The following is a 20,155-nucleotide window of genomic DNA, read 5'->3' as shown; positions in this document are numbered from 1 at the left end:
ACGAATATTAATAAGTTGCAGCCTCGGACACCGGCCGGGCGTCTCATTGTTCGTTACACATGCCGGGTTACACAGCCATCTGGGCAATGCCTGACTCAACTTCGTTAAGATTGCCGCGCTGGACATTCAGCATGGACCAAAACGCACCTCGTTTGCCGAGTAACTCCGCATGACTGCCGTGTTCAACCACCACGCCGTGCTCAAGTACAAGAATCGAATCGCAATGACTCAACGTGCTCAGTCTATGTGCGATCAGGATCTGGGTTACCTCTAGTTCTCTTAGCGACTGCATTATCAACTGTTCCGTCTGTGAGTCTAGGTGGCTAGTCGCCTCATCAAAAAGAACTATTTGCGGATTGTTAACTAATGCACGGGCAATAGCAAGTCGTTGGCGTTCTCCCCCTGAAAGTGCAGAAGAGTAAGCCATGAACGTATGCTCACGCATCGGTAGGGATTCCACGAATTCATCGAGATGAGCACGTGAGAGAGCCTGCATGAGTCTGTCACGAGATACCGGCCCCGTTCTAAGTTCTACATTGCCCTTAATCGTGCTGGAGAAGATATGAGAGTCTTGTAGAACCACACCAAGCTGGCTTCGCAAATGATCTGGTGCATACGTGTTTATAGGGTGGCCATCGTAGCTGATGGTACCTTCGGTAGGAGCATAAAAGCCTAATAAGAGTTGAAGAAGAGTACTCTTTCCACTGCCACTGCGCCCCACTATTCCGATCGTACCGCCGGGTTTCACGGAGAAACTAACGCCACGTAGGACGTACGGACCCTCCTTGCTATACCGGAAGGAAACTCCTACGACTTCCAGGTTGCCGCGAAGTGTGACACGTTTTTGACCTGCTTGACTTTGTTCCGTGGCGGCGCTTGTGATATCAGTGATCCTGTCCAAGTCAAGCCGCAAGAGTGATAATTGATGGCTCGTAGCAAGCAAACTCGTGTAGGGACCTATAGCTTGCAACGCGAGAGCAGAGGCCGCGAAAAGCGAACCGACACTCATCTGGCCTCGTGAAACATAGGAACATCCCACTAACACCAAAATCCAAGGAACCCCCTGTCTGAATATGGTCTGAAGCACATCTTGACAGCCTGCAACATATGCACGAGCGCTTTCAGCCTGGAGCGCTGACGTCAGCCGTGTCACCCAACGCTCTAGGAGCTGATCGCCAGCCCCCAGTGCTTTGACTGTGACGATATTCTGGATAATTTCAATCGCCAAACCGTTTTCCCTACCACGTTCAGCCATTTCAGTAACGCGCATCGGGCGCTGAATTGAGGAAAGGTAGGAGAAAAGCGCCATATGAAGCGCGGCTAGGGGGACGGCTAGCAGAAATAACGTAGGAGCCACTATTAGCAGCGCGCAGCAATAACTCAGCATGAACGTCAGGTCGACTATTCCGGACACTAAAAGATTCGCGAGGGCGTCTCTCATTCTGCCGTTTGATTCCAGGCGAAGGAGTAAATCGCCAGTGTCGCGATTGAGGAGAAAAGCTACAGGGAGCTGTACTGTCCGGAGAAAGAAACGGGATGATAGGAAGAGATTGATTTGGCTTCGAAATTTCACCAAAACGGCATTGCGCAGAAGTGTTGAAAGTCCTAGGCAACCCAGTGCCAGAAGGATACAAGGCAGGGCCTCTTTAGCGATGCTGGCACTGGAGCCTAAGTCGGTGGCCTTGTTAATAGCAAATCTTGCAATCAACGGAAGAGCGACTGCAGCAAGCTGTGCCGTGATGGATGAAATGATAACCGAGGTGACTACTGATGGCTGAAAGTCAGACCTTAAGCAGAAAGAAAGTAGCGTTCGCAAATCATCAGTACCTGGAATTCTGGGACGAATGATAGCCTTGGGGACGTTTAATCCGTAAACCAGAAGAGAAATGCCGGTATAGCAGTCACTAAGCTCCTGAAGCGTCACCGTGAGACGACCTCGGGCGGGATCTACGATGCTTGCAAAGCCATCTAAATACCCCTCAAACACAACGAAATGCTGGAATCGCCAATGCAGTATTACTGGAACCCGGCATTCCCCCAGCTCTTTCAGAGTGTAGCCGAATGCTCGCGCTGTGAATCCTCGTGCTGATGCAACTTTTACCAAGGTCAAAGCGCTTACACCATCGCGCCCAACTCCGCATTCGTCCCTGATTTCGGAAAGGTTAGCAGCGTGCCCGTGATGTTGAAGTACCATCGTCAGACACGCTGCCCCACACTCATAGGAGCTAAGTTGATGAATAGGAGGGGTCCTAAGCCTCCCGGGAAGTCGTCCGCTTGTAAACTTCACATGCACCCCGTTCGTCTCGCCGCATACTCAGGTAATATGGAAAACTCCCACCCTGATACACACTAGAGTAGTAAGTAGCAGTAACGCCGACAGGCAGATCCATAACATATTTAGGAACCAATCGCGAGCGAGAAGTTCGAAACGACTGCTAATGAGGTGGGGTTTTTCAATTGCATCCAGAGCTTCTTGGCGAAAGCGAATCGAAATACCGCTCTTCACGTTAGGAGCCGCCGCCGCAGCATCCCGAAGATGCATTCCCGCAAGTGCCGCAATTCTTGCTTGACGGCGAGCAGCAGCCATCAGTGGTGTTGTTATTTGTACTGGCTCCAACAATCTCGGCAAGTTCCAGTTCGCTCAGCTCATAGCTGCCTGACGGGTGAGGGGCAAAGTCGATGAGCTCACTATCAGTCAATGAGGCTCGGGCTTCAGGATTCTTCCAAATGTGAGTTGTTCTTGTCGATGTAGACATGTTCCCTCCCTTGAGTTTAAAATCCGAGGGTATCGTAACACTATAACGAAGCAACGCGCGAGGGTTTTCCACTCGGCTGATTGAAGTTAGCTAAGTCGCCTGAAATCAGCTGTTTCGTTTCGGCCAGCTGAGGCTGCCTGCCTGCCAGTTCATCTACGTTAACAGCTGCGTGTACTATCATCGGCCCTCCGGAAAGTGGCGTCGGTTCTCCGGGCCGGGTCAGAGCAATGCATGCGTCACGCCTACCAAAAGTAATGTGGGCTAGGCTGAATGCAAACTGCCGGTGCCCGGGTCGCTTTAACATGAGCCCGTATCAGTCGAAAAAGGTATATCCTCAGAACTTCATCCAGCCTGATCGCGTGGTGGTAACTCTAGATCGCATCACTATACATCGATGGCAAAGCTGTAAGACATCAGATCCGGTTGATAGCTTCTGGTAAGACCTGCAGCCTGAGCCATGCGGGAATATGGCCTGCCGCGTGGCGCCGACGGCCTTCTCTCCAGCTTCGTACCGCGACAAGTAACAATCCGCTGCAGTAGTTACTCGAGCGAAGCGTGGGCGTCATACCAATTAAAGCGAAAAGCTTCTTCTGGACAGCCGAGTAGCTTGTGCCGAGATCCCTCGTAGTTTCCGCCTTCGATATGTAACATCTCTTCGAGAACTTCATCTTTGGACAGCCACGGCCCATAGGTCTCAGCACCAAATGGGCCAGAATGATATTTGGTAAACCTCTTATGGACGTAGTGGCCTTCTAAAGCCGGGAATGGGAGGGCGATGGTTTGGTTCCACACCTGGCTGATAATCTTGAACCGCTTGTAGCCCAAGGTTGACATGCGCTGAATGAAGTCAATACGACCAGTTTCAACCGATACGAAGCGAGGAAGATCGGTCTGGCGCTCAAGTGCTTCAATGCAAACATAATCGAGGTGCTCGATGTCAATTTTCATGTAATAAGGAGTGCCGAATCTATCTAGAACTTCATCTAATGTCACACAATCAACTTCGATGATCGACCGAGGGTCTGCAGGACACCAGGTCGAATCGAATGAGCTGCGATCGCTGCGAGCTAAATTGACAACGAAGTGTTGAGGTCCCGAACAACTAAAGACCCCCCGATTAAGGATGGTGAGTTGACCACTATCAACATAGCGCGCATAGTTTATTTCGGCCTCTCTACAAAGGGTTGGGTTGGCTTCTAGCGCTATGACGCGAAATCCTTTCTGCAGATAAAATTCCGTATCCGCGGCGTTGTACATCCCGATGTCGTAGATTAAGTCGCCAATCAATGCCAATCTCCTTCTTTCTTTACTTGAATGCGCCCGATTCGTGAGCATCTTTAGCGGTGACGAGGTGAGCTACGTCTGTCCATGGCGGAAGGATTGCAGACGCCGCGTGGGATCGAAGATGTAATGAGGAATAGGGGAACGTTCGCCTTGAAAGGAACCTCTACGGTCAAAAGCGTTTCTCAAGTACAAGAGCTTTCCCCCGTCGCATCCAGAAGCTTGCCGATGAAGAGGGGATGAGTGCCAAGTCGGAAAACCGTACAGTGATTGCAGTCAGCCATGACGTCAGTTCCTGGACTTCGAGGTCGTTCCCACGTGCGTTGCAGCCTCTTATGAGTTGGTGTTGGCTAGGGAATATTCACAAATGAATGTACCAGCCGCAAGCAAACTACAACAACGTTTGTTAGGTTGTGTCAGTTAGCTCAAGGCTGGCGGTGAACGGGGGCCGGGCAAAATCCCAGTTCCCCCACAACATTACCTTGGAAGAACGACCCCTTCCGGATGTAACGCCGGACCATCTTCTCGGACTTGTGCCGGATCTGGTTCATGATCTCGTGTTCATTTTGTCCAGCCTCGGCGGCCGAGATAGCGCGGCCGGCGCGCAGCGACGGAAGCAGGCGGCGCTCTGAGTCGGACTTTCGAAGTCAGCCTCGCGATGCTGGCGGCCGATGGCCGCGATCGCGCGGGTCAGGCTGGCTGTCACGCGGCACTCAAATCGCGGACTCGAGCCCCTTATTTTTCAATATGGTCCGCGTTTTTGCTGCACTTTGATTGCGCTGAAATCACGGACCTTTGTAGTCAAATCGCGGACGGAGTTCCCGACAAACTTCGTCCGCGGTTTAGATGCAAAACGGCCCACCGGCCCTGGCACCCCCGGCCTGAAACACATGCTTTCATGCGGTCTCGGGTCCCCTACACTTTGTCTGCGATCTGAGTACCAAACACGTCTCTAATTCCGGGATTCGACTGCAGTTCCTGAGCTCCCGAAGTGAATTCCGCGAATTGAGTGCCGCGTAACACCTGAAGCCTTTTCCGACGCACGGTCCGGTTGAGCGTCTGGACGACAGATCGCCCCTCGATGGCGAAGTGTTGGCGCTCAAGTACAACATCCGGCAGTTCGCTGCAAGGAAGCTGGTATTTGGCAGCAGATCGACAGGGTCACGGAAATCGCCTCTATGGCGAGTTTATTCGGAGTACTTTTGATAAATAGCTCCTGTCGGAAGTGGCTCTAAGTCACCACGAACGCTCGAGCGCAAGTATGAAACGTGCAATCTAGATCCCAATCTTCTCCACTTCACTGAGACTGATGTCATCGCTCCTTCTGTCATAGAGCCCAGTTGTCTTAGCATTCGAGTGCCCTGCCATGCGCTGGGCGACTTCGAGCGCGCCTCCGTTGGTGAGGTAGTCGGTGATGCCCGTGGCACGGAAAGTGTGACATCCGATGGCAGTCTCAAGTTGAGCATCAGCTGCCCGCCTCTGGACCATGTACCAGACATCGGTACGAGAGACCGGCCGGTTGGATAGCTTTCCTGTCCGCCCGATCGCGGAACGAAAGAGCCAGCCCCTCGCATCCTGGCGGATCCCAGCAGCGGCGAGGTACGCATCGAGATAAGCCTCGAGCTTGTGATGGCAAGGCATCTGGTGGACCTTGCCGTTCTTCTCATGGAGGCGAAGCCACCAACGCTTCTTCTGCGGGTAGTAGTCTTCGACCTTGAGATCGACGACGGCCGAGACGCGAGCGAAGGTGAAGGCCATAACCGCGACCAGGGCCCGATCGCGCAGGCGGACGACCGAGGTCTCGTCCATGCTGTCGAGCAACTCGCGTGCCTCTGCGGACGAGATGACCGGTGTCGATCCTTTGGTGACCGAGTGCCGCGGTCCTCGAACGGAGTGAGCCGGGTTCGACGGAATGACCTGGCCGGTGACCAGCCAGTCGAAGAGCATCCGAATACAGGCCAGGTGCTGCTTGACGGTCGGTGCCGATCGCTCCTTCTGGAGCTGCTCGATGTAGCCGGCCACGTGCATGGGCTGAATCGCTCCAAGCTCAGAGATCTCTCGCGCCTCACACCAGCCCAGGAACAATCCCGCCGCATGACTGTACGCCGCTCGGGTGTTGGCATTGCGGATGTGGACGGTGAAGAACTCGAGGAACCGCCACGAGGCGCGCTTCCCTTCTCTGCCCACAAGGGCCGGCAGTGAGGTTGTGGGGTCATTGTTGACAGAGACGAGCTCCACGCCGGTTTCCCTTTCAGTTCGTCCGCACAAGTTTGAAGGTGCCAGTTGGCGAGATAGACTCGAAGCGGTAACGGCCGCCTCGAAAGAGAACCTCGACCCCCGGGGCGTACCTGAAATAGAGGATCTGCTCCTCGGTGACGTCCACCAGCTTGCCGAAGAAGAAGGTTGGCGTGCCGAAGTCGGTGAAGGGACCGAGATCGGTCTCAGCCATGACGTGAGTCACACGGCTGCGAAGATCCTTACCGTCCCGCTGGGTCTCTATAAGGCTGGTAATGGAGAGGGGATATTCCACGAAGCGAGATTAACATTTACCGACCCAAAGTACTACAACATAACGTCCTTTATGTTGTAGTAATCGCCACACCACCACCTCTGTTGTTTATCCGGTTACTGCGCGATCGCGCAGCTATTCCCTTCCCTCCAGAAGACTCCTAAACTAGCGCTGTTGCTGGTTTAGGAGGACTCGCCCGCCATGCCGCGCCCAATCTCTTGGCTACCGCGTCTCCACGAAATCCGCCGTTCCGTCGCCAACTCCGTCCGATCACACTACGGTCGCCGGGAATTCGAGCAGATTTTCGAGCTTCAACCTCGCGCCGCCCAGAAACTCGTCGAGATGCTACCCACCGTCAAGATTGGCACTTCCCTGCTCGTAGAGCGCGAGGCTTTGGTAGTGTTCCTCGACCGGGTGCGCGAGGCCGACGACGTAGCCGCGTTGTTCGATAAGGTCCGTACTGAGAAGGCCGGCGTCTCCAGGAAGAAGGTGCGGGCGTTGGTTCCGCGCGACACGGAGCCCGCCACGCTCACTTCCCTGCCCGAGTCGATCGCACTCAGCCGGGGCCGGATGGAGGTCAGCTTTGAGACCGTCGAGCAGCTCGCCGAGGCGATGTTTGCGCTCGCCAGGGTGCTCGAGACCGATGTCGATGCCTTCGCCCAGGCCTACGAGCCGGAGAAGCCGCCAGAGGTGTCGGAGGAGGCAGCTGAGATGGATGCTCTGTATGCGGAACTGGAAGAATTGAAGAAGGAACGCGCTTACCGAAGTTGAGATCAGGTCGCAAGTGATCGGTTCTCCGGCGACATATCGAAAAAGATAGCAACTGGTCTAAGCATTTTCGTTCCGTGCTCAACGGGTCGGAATTCCCGCACGTTGCATGATTTCTTCAATCGCCTCGGGGTAGCTGTAGCGATTTTCCTCACAGAAGCGCTTGAACGCTTTGCCCAATGGCACAGGTATCCGCATGTTCAGCGGCACGCGCGGCTCAACGGCCGGAAGCGGCGATACGCGTTGGGGTGGAATTCGGTCGTAGCTAGCCACTTCCCTGCTCACAAACCCTGCCTCATCGGCGATCTGATCCAACTGCTGCATGTTTCCGGGCAGTGGGGGCAGCACGGATGGCTTGATCGCGAGGAGCTTATCTCGAGTTGTTGAAGGCTTCGAAAACCCAAACGACGTCTCTTCCTGATCGCTCATGGCTGTTTCCCTTTCTTTGTTGAGGTATCCGCAATGATGTCGATGACTTCTGCAGCCAGCCGATCCGCGTTTTCGATGGCACCCTCGATGCCGGTAACCTCGGCTGGCAGTTCGGCAAGCGTAAGCCGGTTCACGAAGATCGCCTTATAAGGCTGGCGCTCGTTCAGCCGCACTTCCAAGCGCGGGATCTCCGCGTCTGCAACTGCCTGTATGATTCCTTTCTCGATCTTCGTCATGATGAGCGGGCTGGTGCGCGTCATTACGATCCGAAAAGGAATTGTGCGCCCGTCGAGCGCTTCCTCTTCCTCGCGGATGAGCTGAACGGCGCGGCCTGCTTCGTTCGAGTCCAACCCACTTGCCTGAAGCGGAATCAGCACCAGGTCGGCTTGCGTGATCGCGCGAGACACCAAGCGGTTTGCCGTACCCTCCAGGTCAACGATAACGAATTGCCTATGCGCGCTGTGCTCTCGGATCGTACGAATAATGGTTGCCTCAGTAACGTCACCGACAACCTCTACCGCAGACTTTGACTTCCCGTTCTTCCAGCGAACAATAGGCCTGTTGGGATCGGCATCGACGATGGTCACCGTCGCGCCGATAGCTTCTAACGCTTGGGCGAGCACGAGGGTCAGCGTGCTCTTTCCTGCGCCGCCTTTGGAACTGGCAACAACGATGATCGGCATCTAGATCCTCACGTCGAGTACAACGATAGCACGCGCACGCTACACAACGCAATGTATAGCGTTCGCACGCTACCGAACGCTATACATTGCGTTACTGCACTTTAGGTAAGCTGCCCTCTCCCGCTTAATGGAAAGAAGGGAAGCACCAGCGGACATGGAAACCGGAGCATAATGCCGTGAAAATCAATTGATGTAGCTATGGAGCCGTTAGCCGCATGGATGCAGACTGTCGCGCGCATCCGGCCTTAGCTGTGGATCTGTTGCCGAACCTGCTAGGTCTATAGATTGCAATGACGGCATTACGTAATTTCGTCTCTTCGTCATGCTATATTTCCATAAACGAAATGGACAGCGACGCGATGCATTTTCGCCGATCAATCAATAGTTTGAGTAGCCAAGACAACAACCGCTGCCCACGTCTTTGCATGCTCAATACATTCGAGACAGCCGTTTCCCTTGATGGATTCTTACGTTGAAGTAGTAAAGGAAGCCATGCCAGCAGCTACAAGAAAGCCCGCTAACGCCTTCAAGAGCGTGGAAGCCATCACCCAGCAGCCGCCGCAAGAGTTACACACGCTCCGTGGGCCGGGACGCCCACGTGGGAAGCGATCGGACAACTCCTACCGCACATGGTCTGGTTTTCTGCCAAAGGAAGCTTTGCGGAAAGCTTCCATGCGCTTGCTGGAGACCAGCGACAAACGGGATATGTCCGATCTTCTGGGCGAACTTCTAACGAATTGGGTAGAGGAACAAGAGCGGATGAGCGCTTAGAGGAAGATATGCCGATAGACCAGCTTCAGCAGATGCTTCCCATTTGGCCTGATGACGTGCGTGGTGGCCCCAACCCGCTTTTGCGTTCTGCTTTTTTTGCAGCCGTCGCTAGCAAGCACCGGAAGATCTTCGAGAACCGGACGACTGCTGCTGAGGAACCCGAAGGCATCCTCATTGCTGCCCAGGACGGCGTTGCGATCAAGTACACAGGGACCCAACTAAACCAGTATGACGCAGATGTATTTTTTGAGATCCTCCATCGCAGCCGTCGAAGCCCGCTAGGGACGGTTGTCTGCTTCACTGGGGCTGAGTTTCTCGAATCGATTGGGCGTGTGCGGAACAACCTAAATTATCAAGACTTGGACATGAGCCTACGCCGCCTCAAACGAGGAACAGTTGATGTTGCGTGGCGTTCACCCAGCAGTCGCCCGATGGCGTATACCGGCAGCTTGCTTGCCGAGGTAGAACGCGACACGGAAAGCAAGCTGTACAAAGTTAGCCTCTTTCCGAAGATAAAGGTGCTATTCGAGCCTTCGACCTTCACCTATCTGCAATGGCCTGATCGAAAGAAGCTCATTCGCGCTCCATTAGCTCAATGGCTGCACAGCTTCTTTTCGACACACGCGAAACCCTTCCCAATCAGCGTTGATTGGATACAAGACAAGTCAGGGCATGGAGCCTCTCGCCGGGCCGATTTTCTACGTACTCTGCGGAAGGCTATCGAGGTCCTGCAAGTGCAATTAGACTGGCAGATCGAATGGACCGACGATGATCGCCTAAAGATCACTCACGCTACTACAGAGTCTCAGAAGAGGCACATTGGAAGGGCAGAGAAGCGCAGGGCAGTGATAGAGGCAAATAAACAACGCGGGCTCCTCTTTAGATAGTTCTAAACACGAGGTTTATCGACATGCTTACGAGCATTTGACGCACTAAAGTAGAGCATTTGACGCACCAGCACACGAGCATTCGACGCACCAAACAATCGTGAAAATGCATTGTTAGGGTGCAACCAGCAGCACAAGTTTCGGCGTAATTTACAGCCCAATTGAGGACACAGTAAATTAGCGGTTCGCAAGCGAGTTTCCAGGGGGTTGTTTGCTCATTTCGCCTGTGTTTACCGAGCATTTAGAGCTTCACAAAGTGAGCATTTGACGCACCTGACCTCGCACACCGCGTGACCGGATCGATTGACTACTTTTCCACAGCCTGTGGACGGCGAGCATTTGACGCTGCAAGGCGAGCATCCGACGCACTAAACAGAGCATTTCACGCACCCTCGCGAGCATTTGACACACCCAACAGAGCATTTCACGCAATCCTTCTTTACTTAAGTTATTGCTTACAAATCACTTGCCAGCACTTTTGAAACTGCTAATCGCTTTAAATCGCTTTGAATCTCTTATCAATCATTTTTAATATCACCGTTCCCTCTAACATCAGGGTCGACCGAATTTCCCGTGTCCAACAGCAATGAACCGAGGTCTTGCAAACCCCGCAGAGATACAACAACAACAACAAAAGCTCCCTTTGAAAGTGGGGTGTTCTTGAAGGTTTGGGCTAACGATTGAAGGCGTCGGCAATCGAGCAGAGAGGCACCAGAACGTCCCGTTGAGGCCTCAGACAGCCGCAGGCACCAAAAACTCAAAGAAAACGCGTCTACACGTCACCATCATGATCTCTGTGCGAAACTTGCGCTCAGGCCGCTGTTTCGTAATGACATTGTATTTACGTCTTGCTACACTGGAGCCGTTGGAGGTCTGTCATGGCAGTCGCTGAATCACGCCCGAACAACGTTCCTGTCCGCAAAGCCCGTCCTGCGGCGAAGCCGGCAGGGAAGACGCGCGCCACGCTGAACATGCGCATTCAGCCCGATCTCCGCATCCTGATCGACCGCGCAGCGGAGGTAGCCGGCCAGAATCGCACCGACTTCGTGCTCGATGCCGCACGCAAGGCCGCGCAGACTACCTTGCTCGATCAGGTCCATCTCAAGTTGAGCCCTACAGCCTTCAAGGCATTCGTCCAGCGTCTCGATGCGCCGCCGCAGCCGAACCAGCGTTTGCGCAAGAGCCTCGAGACGCTCGCGCCCTGGGAATAGCCGGTGGCGTTGTCTGCACCAGCCGTGCTGGTCGAACATCATGATCTGACTCAGTTCCGATCGGGCGAGGCTTCGCTCGACGATTGGCTCATCAAGCGGGCTCGCGCCAATCAGGCAGATGGCGCAAGCAGGACCTTTGTCGTCTGTGAAGGGAACCGCGTCCTCGGCTATTACGCTCTTGCCTCGGGTTCGGTTAGCCTGGCTGGGTTGCCGGGCAAGTTCCGTCGCAACATGCCAGACCCCATTCCGGTCGTGATGCTGGGGCGGCTGGCCGTCGATCTCAGCCTTGCGCGCAAAGGCGTCGGTCGAGGCCTCTTCAAGGATGCCGTCCAGCGCGTCGCGCACGCCGCGGACACCATCGGGATACGCGGAATCGTCGTCCATCCCATCTCGGACGATGCACGCGCCTTCTATTTCAAGCTCGGTTCCTCGGAGTGTGTTGGAGATCCGCGGCTCATGGTCGTGACCCTCAAAGACGCTCGCGAAGTCTTGAACAGCATAAGTACTTAGTTGATTAGCTCTGGCTACATCAATTCGCTCAATGCGCGCAATTTCAGCAGGTATGCTGAGGGGGAGGGAACATGAATACATCCGAGATACTTGAAGCCATCGATCAAGAGATTTTGAAGTTACAGCAGGCCCGCGCTCTGCTCGCCGATACTCCTGCCATCCAGGCATCGAAGTCGGCGGCGGCGAAGTCCGCAACAGGGAAGCGTCGCGGCCGGCCGAAAGGCTCCGTTAACAAGAAAGCCGAAGTTGCCGCGCCCGTTGTGGTCAAGAAGACTCGCACTCCACTGAGTGCCGAAGGCAAGGCGCGGATCGCTGCTGCACAGAAAGCGCGTTGGGCAGCTCAGAAGAAGACCAGCAAGCCAGCTAAGGTAGCGGCAAAGAAGATCATCGCGAAGCCTGCCAAGAAGGCAGTTCCTGCAACCAAGCCGGCAGCGAAGAAGATCGCTGCAAAGGTCACCAAGAAGCCAGCCGCTGCCGCCAAGAAATCCGTCGCCGAGCCGGTCACAGAAGGGTAGTCCCTGATTACTTCCGCTCAGTAAAGTTGATGGGCATGATGCAATGGCCGCTTCGGACGGGGGATGATGTGACCCGACCGCAGGTGTTGGGCACCAAGCGTCGATGGAGCGCGAAGGCAGAATATGTGTCGCCGCGCTAGACCACGAGGCTTGCCGCTTTGGTGATCGCAAATGCCTGAAGCTTCAATTTGCGCAACTGGTGGATCAGCTCACGGTACAGCCACACGAAGAAAACGATGGAGATTGCTATCTCGAGAGCAATCATCTTGATTTCAAGGACGACCTTGAAAAGTGGATCAGGAGCGTGTTGCTGCTCAGCCTTCATCCGTCTCAATTCCGAACATAGCTCGACATCGCCTGCGCCAATTGGGAATCCACTTCGTCTGCAATCGCCATCACTCCCACCAGCAGGACGCTAAAATCCACTACATGCAGATTGTTCTGCAGAGTCTGGAAGATGCTCACCTGCAGCATCCGCGACTCCTCCACCAGCATCGCCGCCGTGTAGCCTTGCTTTCGCCGAAGCAGCCCATGGTCAGCCGCGGAGTCCGACACCAACGCTCGCGTTCCCAGCGGAAGCGGATTCCTTAGCCGCGAGACTAGGTCGCGAAACAGCTGAGGCAGATGGGAACTCCGCGCCTTGTCATCCATATGCACCGTGATCACCTCCGGCTCGCCGTCTATGCGTATCAGCCAATCGGCGATCGTAGCGCTCGTCTCGCGTTCCAGGATGCTGGCGACATTTTCTGAAATCCGCCGCTTCGGCGCCCCTGCCTTCAACCGCCCCTTGATTGCGTCCACCAGCGCTAGCGGGTCCATCGGCTTCACCAGAATCTCATCCGCCTGTAGCACGATCGCCGCCGCCGCCTCCTTCATCCTCGGATATCCGCTGAAGATGATCGTCACCGCCTTGGGGTTTGAGTGCCGCATCGCACTCACTACCGTCAGGCCGTCCCCAGCATTCGGCATATGCAGATCGCTCACCAGCACATCGAACTTCTGGGACGCAATCAAACCCAGAGCCCCGTGTGCGTTGGCAGCCGTCACCACCTCGAAACCGCTGTGCTCCAAAACTCCTGCCACCGACATCCGCACGGCATCGTTATCGTCGACCAGCAGCACGCGCGGCTTTGCCGGCACCTTCTCTTCAGCGACAAGCTGTATTACATCCGCAATGAGCATTTCGTCCCGTCCAGGGCAACCGAAACTGCAGCTATCCTACTATGGAGTCTCCGCCTTCCAAGCCCAACTTACTGCCCAATTTTGCTCACATAAGTTGCGATTTCTTGGCCACAGGTTTCTTCTTCGCGCCGCCCATCAATGGAGCGCTCACCGCGTTTTCCCCTGCTCCAGCAGCCCGTTAGAACATAGCCAATGCCTAAAGCGCGCCGTCAGTGCTCATGTGGTGTTCTGTGTTGACCAGGAGCATCCCATCACGCATGAGACGCGCACGGGCATGTTTACGATGATCGGGCAAAACTCTTCGTCAACGAGCAGACAGAGCAGGGAAGTGAGGTCTGAGATCCCTGGCGGGTTCTGACGTGCGTTGTAGAGGACTCCACTAACGGCTATGGTTGGGTGTATTGCTGAACTCAAAACAGGAGCCGTGTCCCATGCCCGCTAGTTCTTTCCGATACAGAATCCTGATTGTTGACGATGAAGCGCCCTTGCGAGATATCGGGAAGCTATTGCTTGAAGCCCAAGGTTAATGAGGTGCTTTGTGCCGAGGACGGGTTTGAAGGATTGGCAGCCTTGAAGCAGTCCCTTCCGGACCTCATTATCTCGGATCTGCGCATGCCCAACATGAATGGATTCGAGTTTCTGTCCGTTGTACGCCGTCGGTTTCCCGTCATTCCGGTGATTGTGATCTCGGGTGAGTTTTCAGGAGTATCCATTCCTGAAAGCGTCCTTGCGGACGCTTTCTTCTCGAAGGACGCGTACAAGATTCCTGAGTTATTCGAGCGGATCTGCGATCTTGTGCATGAGCTTCCCAGCCGACCGAAGACGGGAAAGCCAAATCAAGCCGCGGTCTGGGTGATGAACAATAAAGGCACGGTCGCGGTTACGTGTTCAGAGTGTCTGCGAACGTTTCCCGTCGCGGAGGTAGCTAGTGGGGAGAACGAAGCTGAATGCGACTTTTGCTCGTGCATGGTTCGCTTCGAAATAATTGGTGAAACGGCTACAGGGAAAGTGTTCCCAGCAGTTTCAATGTCCTCTGGTTATTCGAGCATATGACCGAACCGGGGCGTTGGGATGGCGGTAAGCCATGATCCGATGCGGACGCAACCAAGACGTCGGTCCAAGCTCGATATTCACGAGATTCGCAGCTTGCAGGATCCCAACTCCGACGAAGTAGCAAATGATCCGAAGCGCAGCAAACCATTCTTTGGGTCTGAGTAGGACTGCCGTGGTCGAGCCATTGCTGCTCTTTGCAAAGATGGTGCCGCAGCGACAGACAAGGTTTTCGGATTGCTCCGTTGGGACGCAGTAGAGTACCAACCAGACGTGGCCGCACGAGCAAGTGTGTTCTTCGAACTAACCATCGCCATCCACTGAGATATCCCCTAGAAGGGGTCTCATAAACGTCTCAGGAGCATATGGATGCATGCGAGTTGGACGAGACCGAGGAAGTTTTCGATGCGGAACTCCCATCGCGTGACGAGTCTTCGGAAGTTGTGCATCCAGGCGAAGAGTCGTTCGACCTTCCAGCGTTTCTTGTAGCGGCGGAGCTTCCTCCCACAACAGTCTTCCTCTCGCCGCATCTGTCCAGAGCGCTTCGCCTGCCGAGTGCAAGCTTGTTGAGGAAGTTCTTGCCGGAAGCTTTCTCGAGGAACTCCCTGCCTGACTGACGGGCGACAAGGCTTACGACCCCGACAAGCTCGACCAACGACTCAAGGACGAATACGGCATCGAGATGATCGCCCCGAACCGCCGCAACCGAGGCAAAATGTAGGATGTCAGCGGCGATAGCGACGATCTTGGTGCTCTTGCTCCGTCGCGTGGGACCGACCGCAAAGCTCCCTTTTTTCACGCTCGCTAAGGTGGCATCGACGATCGCTTCTTCCAGGTTGAGCTTGCCTTGCGCATAGAGCAATCGCGCCAGCAGATGCAAGGCTTCTTCGAGCTTGCGGCTGCGAATCCACTGTTGAAAGCGGCGATGACAGGTCTGGAAGGGAGGATACTTCTCAGGCAGCTCGCGCCACTGCGCCCTTATGAAGGAAGGAATTGGAATTCTGATTTGGCATGAAAGTCACTCAAGACCCAATTTTCAAGGGACAGCCAGCCTGAGTATTCCTGTTTTAGAGGATTTAATGGACTTCGCCCCCTAAAAAAAGCCACCCGAAAAGAGTGGCGCAAGCAGGGCAGTCGCAGATTTACGAGGTCTTCGCCCCTGATACATCTATTATCGGCACTCCTGACAATCTGGAGATGCCTCGTTCGGTGTACAGTCGGCTACATCAAAATCATGGCCTTCCGGGTATTTGCTTGATAAAGATCATCGACAGCGGCTGGCTGACAAATCTAAAGAATGACGAACTAGAGCGGAACTCTCTGATATCCGAGGTGTCACCGTCGACCGAATTTCCCCAGCTACTGAAACCTAATTTTCAGGGAGAACATGGGTTGAGCTTTTTAGGACAGAATGTGGGCGCGATTTTTGTCATTCTCTCAGGATGAATAACAAGAGAAAGATGACAAAGTCCGAAAACAAGCTAGTTGCCAGCATTCAAAAGGAAATGAAGGAACCACGACTAACAGAATCCGTTCGTGAGGCTGGAGAAAAGCCAGCTCCTCCGGCATCCCACAAACCTGCCTCTCATGCTATGTGATCCCCCCTCTGCTGCTCATCAATTAGAAGCGGAGCGCTTAGCGGCAAGCAGGTCTCGGTGTGGACCGAAGTGTCTGCATTGCCAGACGCTTAGGAGCCGCGTAGCCTTTAATGCATGAAAATTCACCATGAACCAATAGTTACCGACAGGATCGATGGGCGGATCACAAACGCCCAGTGTTCGTGCGGGATGAAACTGGAACTTGGACGAGATTCAGGTTCACCTAAGAAACAAGCCGAACAGCTCGCAGCAGTCTTTCAACTGCATAGGAAGGACAGGGCGATAGAACGAAAGAAGCCAATCTAGGGCGCCGGGCCTGCACAAGCCAAAACAGTCACGTTTGAGCCACCCTAATTGGGCAACTCCTTTGGCACTATAGACCCCGGGGTTTTCTTCGAACGTTGGAGAGTGAGCAACTCCTTGACGGTAAACGCCGCATAGCTATCGTCTGAAAACTCAACCATGACAGTCTCATCGTCGATAAGGCCGAGATTTACAAATTTGACTGGCATACCGCTCCTAGCCGTGCGCCCATTCGAATCTCTTAAGTGTTCAAAAGGGATCATACTGTTCTGTCGTGTCTATGACATACTCATACCGCCAGTTGAGTAAGAGGGCATCCGATGACCGAAACAGTTGTACCGAAAGTCTTAGTCGTAGATGACGACGACAACCTCCGCGAAGTGATGACCCTGATTCTCGAAAGCGGAGGCTTTGATGTCAAATCCGCGTCGAACGTCAATGATGCTCTTCAACTGATCGGCTGTCAGTCTTTCGATGTCCTGGTTAGCGATCTTCACATGCCTTCGGCTGGAGATGGCTTGACGGTCGTAAGTGCCATGCGCCATTCCAATCCCAAGGCCGTCACGATCATCTTCAGCGCCTACCCAGAGATGAAGGAAGCGGTGGCAGCGATCTTGGCCCAGACGGACGATATCATTGTGAAGCCCGGTGCAATAGGAGACTTGGTGGGGTTGATCCGTGAAAAATTGCAGAAAGGGAAGAGTGCGCCCAGAGTTCTCGCCAGCGTAGCTACGATCCTTGAAGAGGGATCAAAAAGCACGATAGATGATTGGCTCTCTCGTGTGCGTCGCGATGATCAGGTGCTTACGGTGTGGTTGGACGATCCAGTGCGTGCTGCGCATCTGCCCCAACTCTTTCGCGATCTTGTGTTCCGGCTCAGGCATCCTCAACCTTTGGGCAGTCGTGCATTGATTTCGCCGTCTGCTGCCGAACACGGACTGGCGCGAAGGGTCCAGGGATACACCGCTGCCATGATGGTCGAAGAATCGCGGATGTTGCAGGTCAGCATCTTCCAGACCCTACAGAACAACCTGAACCGGGTGAACTTCAGTTTAGTTTTGGTTGGCGTCATGGAGATAGCCGACGAAGTCGATTCTCAGCTGGCCCAAGCGATGACAAGCTATGTGGCTCAGTCAAAGATCGACGCCTTACCAATCACTGCCTAATAACCGGACATTCGGACCTAACGACTGTGACGTTCCCATTGAAGTTCATAGAGTTTAAGCGGGGCGGAAGTGTGATGACATTGCGGATCGTCCAAGTGGATAAACTAGCCGAGGCAAGCCTCTCCGTCTACCTTTCGGATGGCTCGACGGTGGAAGTAACGCTCGATGATCTTCTGTGGATTCGCTCACAGAGCCAAGACGATGCGCAGGCTGAATTGAACTCGTCAAAGTGGGATTAGTAGAAACGCTTGTGAGCCCTCGCTGGAAAGGGAAACCGCTGGTTTTCGGCAAAAAGCGGACTAGAACCAGTCTCATAAATACCCAAGGGCTGTGATCTGTTGCATTCTGGAAATGCTCTGAGCGGCTCCGTGTTCGGCCATGACTGACGTTGGGAGTTGACCGAAGAACAGTGGGTGTTGGTTGAGCTGTGCTTCGTCCGGCTCGTCGCGAGATAACCGCGGACGTCCGTGGCACGAGACCCGTGCTGTGTTGAATGGCGTTCTTTGGGTGCTCGGTACCGGGGCACAGTGGCGCGAGCTGCCCGAGAAGTATCCTCCGTTCCAGACCTTTCATCGCCGCTTTCAGCAGTGGATCCGCACCGGCAAGCTCGAAGAGGCGCTGCGCCTGCTGGCGCGGCTGCTCTACGAACAGGGCAAGCTCAACCTGGAAGAAGCGTTCGTCGATGCCACCTTCGCGAGCGCGAAAAAGGGGGCTTCGCGGTCGGCCCCACGCGCCGGGGCAAGGGCACGAAGATCGTCGCTCTCGCCGCTGGCAAAAGTCTTCCTCTCGCCGTATCTGTCGCGAGCGCTTCGCCTGCCGAGTGCAAGCTTGTTGAGGAAGTTCTTGCCGGAAGCTTCCTCGACGACCTGCCTGCCCGATTGATCGGCGACGAGGCATACGACTCCGACAAGCTCTACCAGAAACTCAAAGACGAATACGGCATCGAGATGATCGCCCCGAACCGCGCAACCGAGGCAAAACTCAGGATCGGCGCAAGCTTCGCCGTTACAAGAAACGCTGGAAGGTAGAACGCCTATTCGCCTGGATGCACAACTTCCGCAGGCTCGTCACGCGTTGGGAGTTCCACATCGAAAACTTCCTCGGCTTCGTCCAACTCGCTTGCGGCCATATGCTGCTCAAACGTTTATGAGACCGCTTCTAGCATGACGCACATCCCCTGGCATTCCCTCTCGCCGCCTGCCTTCATCCGGCTAGTCGATGATGTAGCCAATCTCAGGCAGCACTGACCCGATATCGACCACATATTGCTGCCGACCAGTATCGATCTTGACGGTCACCGCGAAGCTGGGGCAGTCCCATCGTATAGCCGCGGGTTCCAACGTAAGGCTAGAATGAGCGCTCAGATGGAGTGATTTCCCTTTGAGGAGTCTGCTGATGTTTCAAACTGTTGATCTTATGCCCCACGCCGTGTGCTGGGCTGCCGCCCCAAAGTTGATCTGGACCATGGTTATCACGAACTTTGTCACGTTCCTGAGCTACGTAAGCATTTGCATCACCCTGCTCTATTTGGTCAGCCGCACGCGCCGAGTGATCGCGCGCGATTGGGCCTACTTCGTTGTAGGATTCGCCCTCTTTATCGTCGCCTGCGGTTCCACTCACCTGCTGGAGGTCATTACTACTTGGATTCCGTTGTTCTGGATCGACGCTGGTACCAATGTCGTCACGGCACTCCTCTCCGCATATGTCGCCGTCATGTTGATCAAAAGGGCCTCGGCTATTGGCTTTGCGATTAGCGATTATTCCGATCGGCTGGCAAATGCCGAGGAGGAAAAACGAGCGATCGAGGAGAAGCTGCTCTCGGCCAGGAAGCTGGAAGACTGGAGTCGCCTCTCCGCTGTCATCGCACACGAAATCGGAAATCCTCTGGAGACAATTCAGAACATGATGTACGTCATAGCCACCGATCCCGACGCATCTTCGGCCACGGTGGAAATGGCCGAGCAGGCGCAGCAGGAAGTCGAGCGCGTGATCACCATCTCACGATCGACGCTGTCGTTTCACCGTGAGTCCAAAGAGCCAGAAATGATCGACCTGCGGTCTGTCTGTGAGTCCGTATGTTTCTTGCTGCAATCAGTCATCGTCAAAAAAGGGATCGAGTTCAAGATCCTTGGGGAAGGGCCATTTTGGGTAAAGGCGTTTCCGGGCGAGACCCGCCAGGTGATTCTTAACCTTGCGAGAAATGCCTGCGAGGCCATCTCAGAGCGCGGTCGCAGCGTGTCACTCTCCTTGAGTTCAGCGCCTGGCGGCGTTGAACTGGAAATTGTCGACGAGGGAACTGGGATGAGCAAAGCTATCGTCTCTAGCCTGTTTGAATTCGGCAAAACGAGTAAAGGCGAACAGGGGAACGGGCTAGGCCTATGGAGCGTCAAACAGATCATCACCAAACACGGGGGGAGCATCAATCTCGCCAGCAGCTCGCCGTCAGGAACGCGCTTCTTGATCTGGTGGCCTGAGGATCACCCTTCGATGGCCCAGGCAGGCGTCGCAGCGATTCGCCATTCCAGTTAATGAGCAT

The 20,155-nt window shown here is 54.5% G+C and carries 21 protein-coding genes and 1 pseudogene; 11 read left to right on the top strand and 11 right to left on the bottom strand.

Annotated features, from left to right (window positions below; genetic code table 11):
- Nucleotides 1–67: 67 nt before the first annotated feature.
- The 5 genes from HDF16_RS31700 to HDF16_RS26165 all read right to left on the bottom strand — a co-directional run bounded on the left by HDF16_RS31700 (nucleotide 68) and on the right by HDF16_RS26165 (nucleotide 6,567).
- On the bottom strand, nucleotides 68–2,287 hold the full coding sequence (locus HDF16_RS31700) for an ATP-binding cassette domain-containing protein (RefSeq protein WP_184223225.1): 2,220 nt from the start codon (nucleotides 2,285–2,287) through the stop codon (nucleotides 68–70).
- Between the two features lie 220 nt (nucleotides 2,288–2,507).
- Nucleotides 2,508–2,756, bottom strand: coding sequence for a mersacidin/lichenicidin family type 2 lantibiotic (locus HDF16_RS32205; RefSeq protein WP_184223223.1), 249 nt, complete (start codon nucleotides 2,754–2,756; stop codon nucleotides 2,508–2,510).
- A gap of 540 nt (nucleotides 2,757–3,296) precedes the next feature.
- A complete protein-coding gene (locus HDF16_RS26175) occupies nucleotides 3,297–4,049 on the bottom strand; it encodes an FkbM family methyltransferase (RefSeq protein ID WP_184223221.1) in 753 nt (250 codons plus the stop codon).
- A 1,263-nt stretch (nucleotides 4,050–5,312) separates the two neighbouring features.
- Nucleotides 5,313–6,275: a tyrosine-type recombinase/integrase gene (locus HDF16_RS26170; RefSeq protein WP_184223219.1), complete on the bottom strand. Its 963-nt coding sequence runs from the start codon at nucleotides 6,273–6,275 to the stop codon at nucleotides 5,313–5,315.
- Between the two features lie 13 nt (nucleotides 6,276–6,288).
- A complete protein-coding gene (locus tag HDF16_RS26165; RefSeq protein ID WP_184223217.1) occupies nucleotides 6,289–6,567 on the bottom strand; it encodes a hypothetical protein in 279 nt (92 codons plus the stop codon).
- A 180-nt stretch (nucleotides 6,568–6,747) separates the two neighbouring features.
- Between HDF16_RS26165 and HDF16_RS26160 the strand changes: the two genes are divergently transcribed.
- Nucleotides 6,748–7,317 carry a hypothetical protein gene (locus tag HDF16_RS26160; protein ID WP_184223215.1) on the top strand — a complete coding sequence of 190 codons (570 nt, stop codon included), beginning with the start codon at nucleotides 6,748–6,750 and terminating at the stop codon, nucleotides 7,315–7,317.
- Between the two features lie 78 nt (nucleotides 7,318–7,395).
- Here the strand turns inward: HDF16_RS26160 and HDF16_RS26155 are convergent, their stop codons facing one another.
- A complete protein-coding gene (locus HDF16_RS26155; RefSeq protein ID WP_184223213.1) occupies nucleotides 7,396–7,743 on the bottom strand; it encodes a hypothetical protein in 348 nt (115 codons plus the stop codon).
- The gene (locus tag HDF16_RS26150) at nucleotides 7,740–8,426 is read right to left on the bottom strand and encodes a ParA family protein (protein WP_184223211.1); all 687 of its coding nucleotides are present in this window, start codon (nucleotides 8,424–8,426) and stop codon (nucleotides 7,740–7,742) included. Before HDF16_RS26150 ends, HDF16_RS26155 begins: the two co-directional genes overlap by 4 nt.
- Before the next feature lie 492 nt (nucleotides 8,427–8,918).
- Between HDF16_RS26150 and HDF16_RS26145 the strand changes: the two genes are divergently transcribed.
- The 5 genes from HDF16_RS26145 (at nucleotide 8,919) to HDF16_RS26125 (ending at nucleotide 12,320) form a co-directional block, all read left to right on the top strand.
- Complete coding sequence (locus HDF16_RS26145) at nucleotides 8,919–9,197, top strand: hypothetical protein (RefSeq protein WP_184223209.1); 279 nt, start codon at nucleotides 8,919–8,921, stop codon at nucleotides 9,195–9,197.
- An 8-nt stretch (nucleotides 9,198–9,205) separates the two neighbouring features.
- Nucleotides 9,206–10,084 (top strand): plasmid replication initiator TrfA, encoded by an 879-nt coding sequence (trfA, locus tag HDF16_RS26140; RefSeq protein WP_184223207.1) that lies wholly within the window; start codon nucleotides 9,206–9,208, stop codon nucleotides 10,082–10,084.
- A gap of 878 nt (nucleotides 10,085–10,962) precedes the next feature.
- Nucleotides 10,963–11,295 carry a DUF1778 domain-containing protein gene (locus HDF16_RS26135; protein ID WP_184223205.1) on the top strand — a complete coding sequence of 111 codons (333 nt, stop codon included), beginning with the start codon at nucleotides 10,963–10,965 and terminating at the stop codon, nucleotides 11,293–11,295.
- Nucleotides 11,296–11,298: 3 nt separating this feature from the next.
- The gene (locus HDF16_RS26130) at nucleotides 11,299–11,805 is read left to right on the top strand and encodes a GNAT family N-acetyltransferase (protein ID WP_184223203.1); all 507 of its coding nucleotides are present in this window, start codon (nucleotides 11,299–11,301) and stop codon (nucleotides 11,803–11,805) included.
- Nucleotides 11,806–11,876: 71 nt separating this feature from the next.
- On the top strand, nucleotides 11,877–12,320 hold the full coding sequence (locus HDF16_RS26125) for a hypothetical protein (RefSeq protein ID WP_184223201.1): 444 nt from the start codon (nucleotides 11,877–11,879) through the stop codon (nucleotides 12,318–12,320).
- Between the two features lie 136 nt (nucleotides 12,321–12,456).
- Here the strand turns inward: HDF16_RS26125 and HDF16_RS26120 are convergent, their stop codons facing one another.
- Nucleotides 12,457–12,645, bottom strand: coding sequence for a hypothetical protein (locus tag HDF16_RS26120; protein ID WP_184223199.1), 189 nt, complete (start codon nucleotides 12,643–12,645; stop codon nucleotides 12,457–12,459).
- A gap of 5 nt (nucleotides 12,646–12,650) precedes the next feature.
- Nucleotides 12,651–13,502 (bottom strand): response regulator, encoded by an 852-nt coding sequence (locus HDF16_RS26115; RefSeq protein ID WP_184223197.1) that lies wholly within the window; start codon nucleotides 13,500–13,502, stop codon nucleotides 12,651–12,653.
- 510 nt (nucleotides 13,503–14,012) lie between these two features.
- Between HDF16_RS26115 and HDF16_RS26110 the strand changes: the two genes are divergently transcribed.
- Entirely contained in the window at nucleotides 14,013–14,555 is a 543-nt protein-coding gene (locus HDF16_RS26110) for a response regulator (protein WP_184223195.1), read from the top strand.
- A 341-nt stretch (nucleotides 14,556–14,896) separates the two neighbouring features.
- Here HDF16_RS26110 and HDF16_RS32200 read toward each other — a convergent pair whose 3' ends face one another.
- Together HDF16_RS32200 and HDF16_RS26100 are read right to left on the bottom strand one after the other, a co-directional pair.
- Complete coding sequence (locus HDF16_RS32200; protein ID WP_432432288.1) at nucleotides 14,897–15,001, bottom strand: hypothetical protein; 105 nt, start codon at nucleotides 14,999–15,001, stop codon at nucleotides 14,897–14,899.
- A gap of 1,499 nt (nucleotides 15,002–16,500) precedes the next feature.
- Nucleotides 16,501–16,662 carry a hypothetical protein gene (locus HDF16_RS26100; RefSeq protein WP_184223191.1) on the bottom strand — a complete coding sequence of 54 codons (162 nt, stop codon included), beginning with the start codon at nucleotides 16,660–16,662 and terminating at the stop codon, nucleotides 16,501–16,503.
- Between the two features lie 111 nt (nucleotides 16,663–16,773).
- On the opposite strand from HDF16_RS26100, the gene HDF16_RS26095 reads away from it, so the two are divergent.
- The 4 genes and pseudogenes from HDF16_RS26095 (at nucleotide 16,774) to HDF16_RS26075 (ending at nucleotide 20,148) form a co-directional block, all read left to right on the top strand.
- Nucleotides 16,774–17,619, top strand: a complete 846-nt coding sequence (locus tag HDF16_RS26095) for a response regulator (RefSeq protein ID WP_184223189.1) — start codon at nucleotides 16,774–16,776, stop codon at nucleotides 17,617–17,619.
- 74 nt (nucleotides 17,620–17,693) lie between these two features.
- The gene (locus HDF16_RS26090) at nucleotides 17,694–17,858 is read left to right on the top strand and encodes a hypothetical protein (protein ID WP_184223187.1); all 165 of its coding nucleotides are present in this window, start codon (nucleotides 17,694–17,696) and stop codon (nucleotides 17,856–17,858) included.
- Between the two features lie 156 nt (nucleotides 17,859–18,014).
- Nucleotides 18,015–18,769, top strand: a pseudogene (locus HDF16_RS32195) (IS5 family transposase).
- A gap of 245 nt (nucleotides 18,770–19,014) precedes the next feature.
- Nucleotides 19,015–20,148, top strand: coding sequence for a sensor histidine kinase (locus HDF16_RS26075; protein WP_184223183.1), 1,134 nt, complete (start codon nucleotides 19,015–19,017; stop codon nucleotides 20,146–20,148).
- Nucleotides 20,149–20,155 lie beyond the last annotated feature (7 nt).

This window comes from Granulicella aggregans, assembly GCF_014203275.1.
Lineage (GTDB): Bacteria > Acidobacteriota > Terriglobia > Terriglobales > Acidobacteriaceae > Edaphobacter.
The sequence above is the reverse complement of the archived record's forward strand: the minus strand, read 5'-3'. Positions and strand labels throughout refer to the sequence as shown.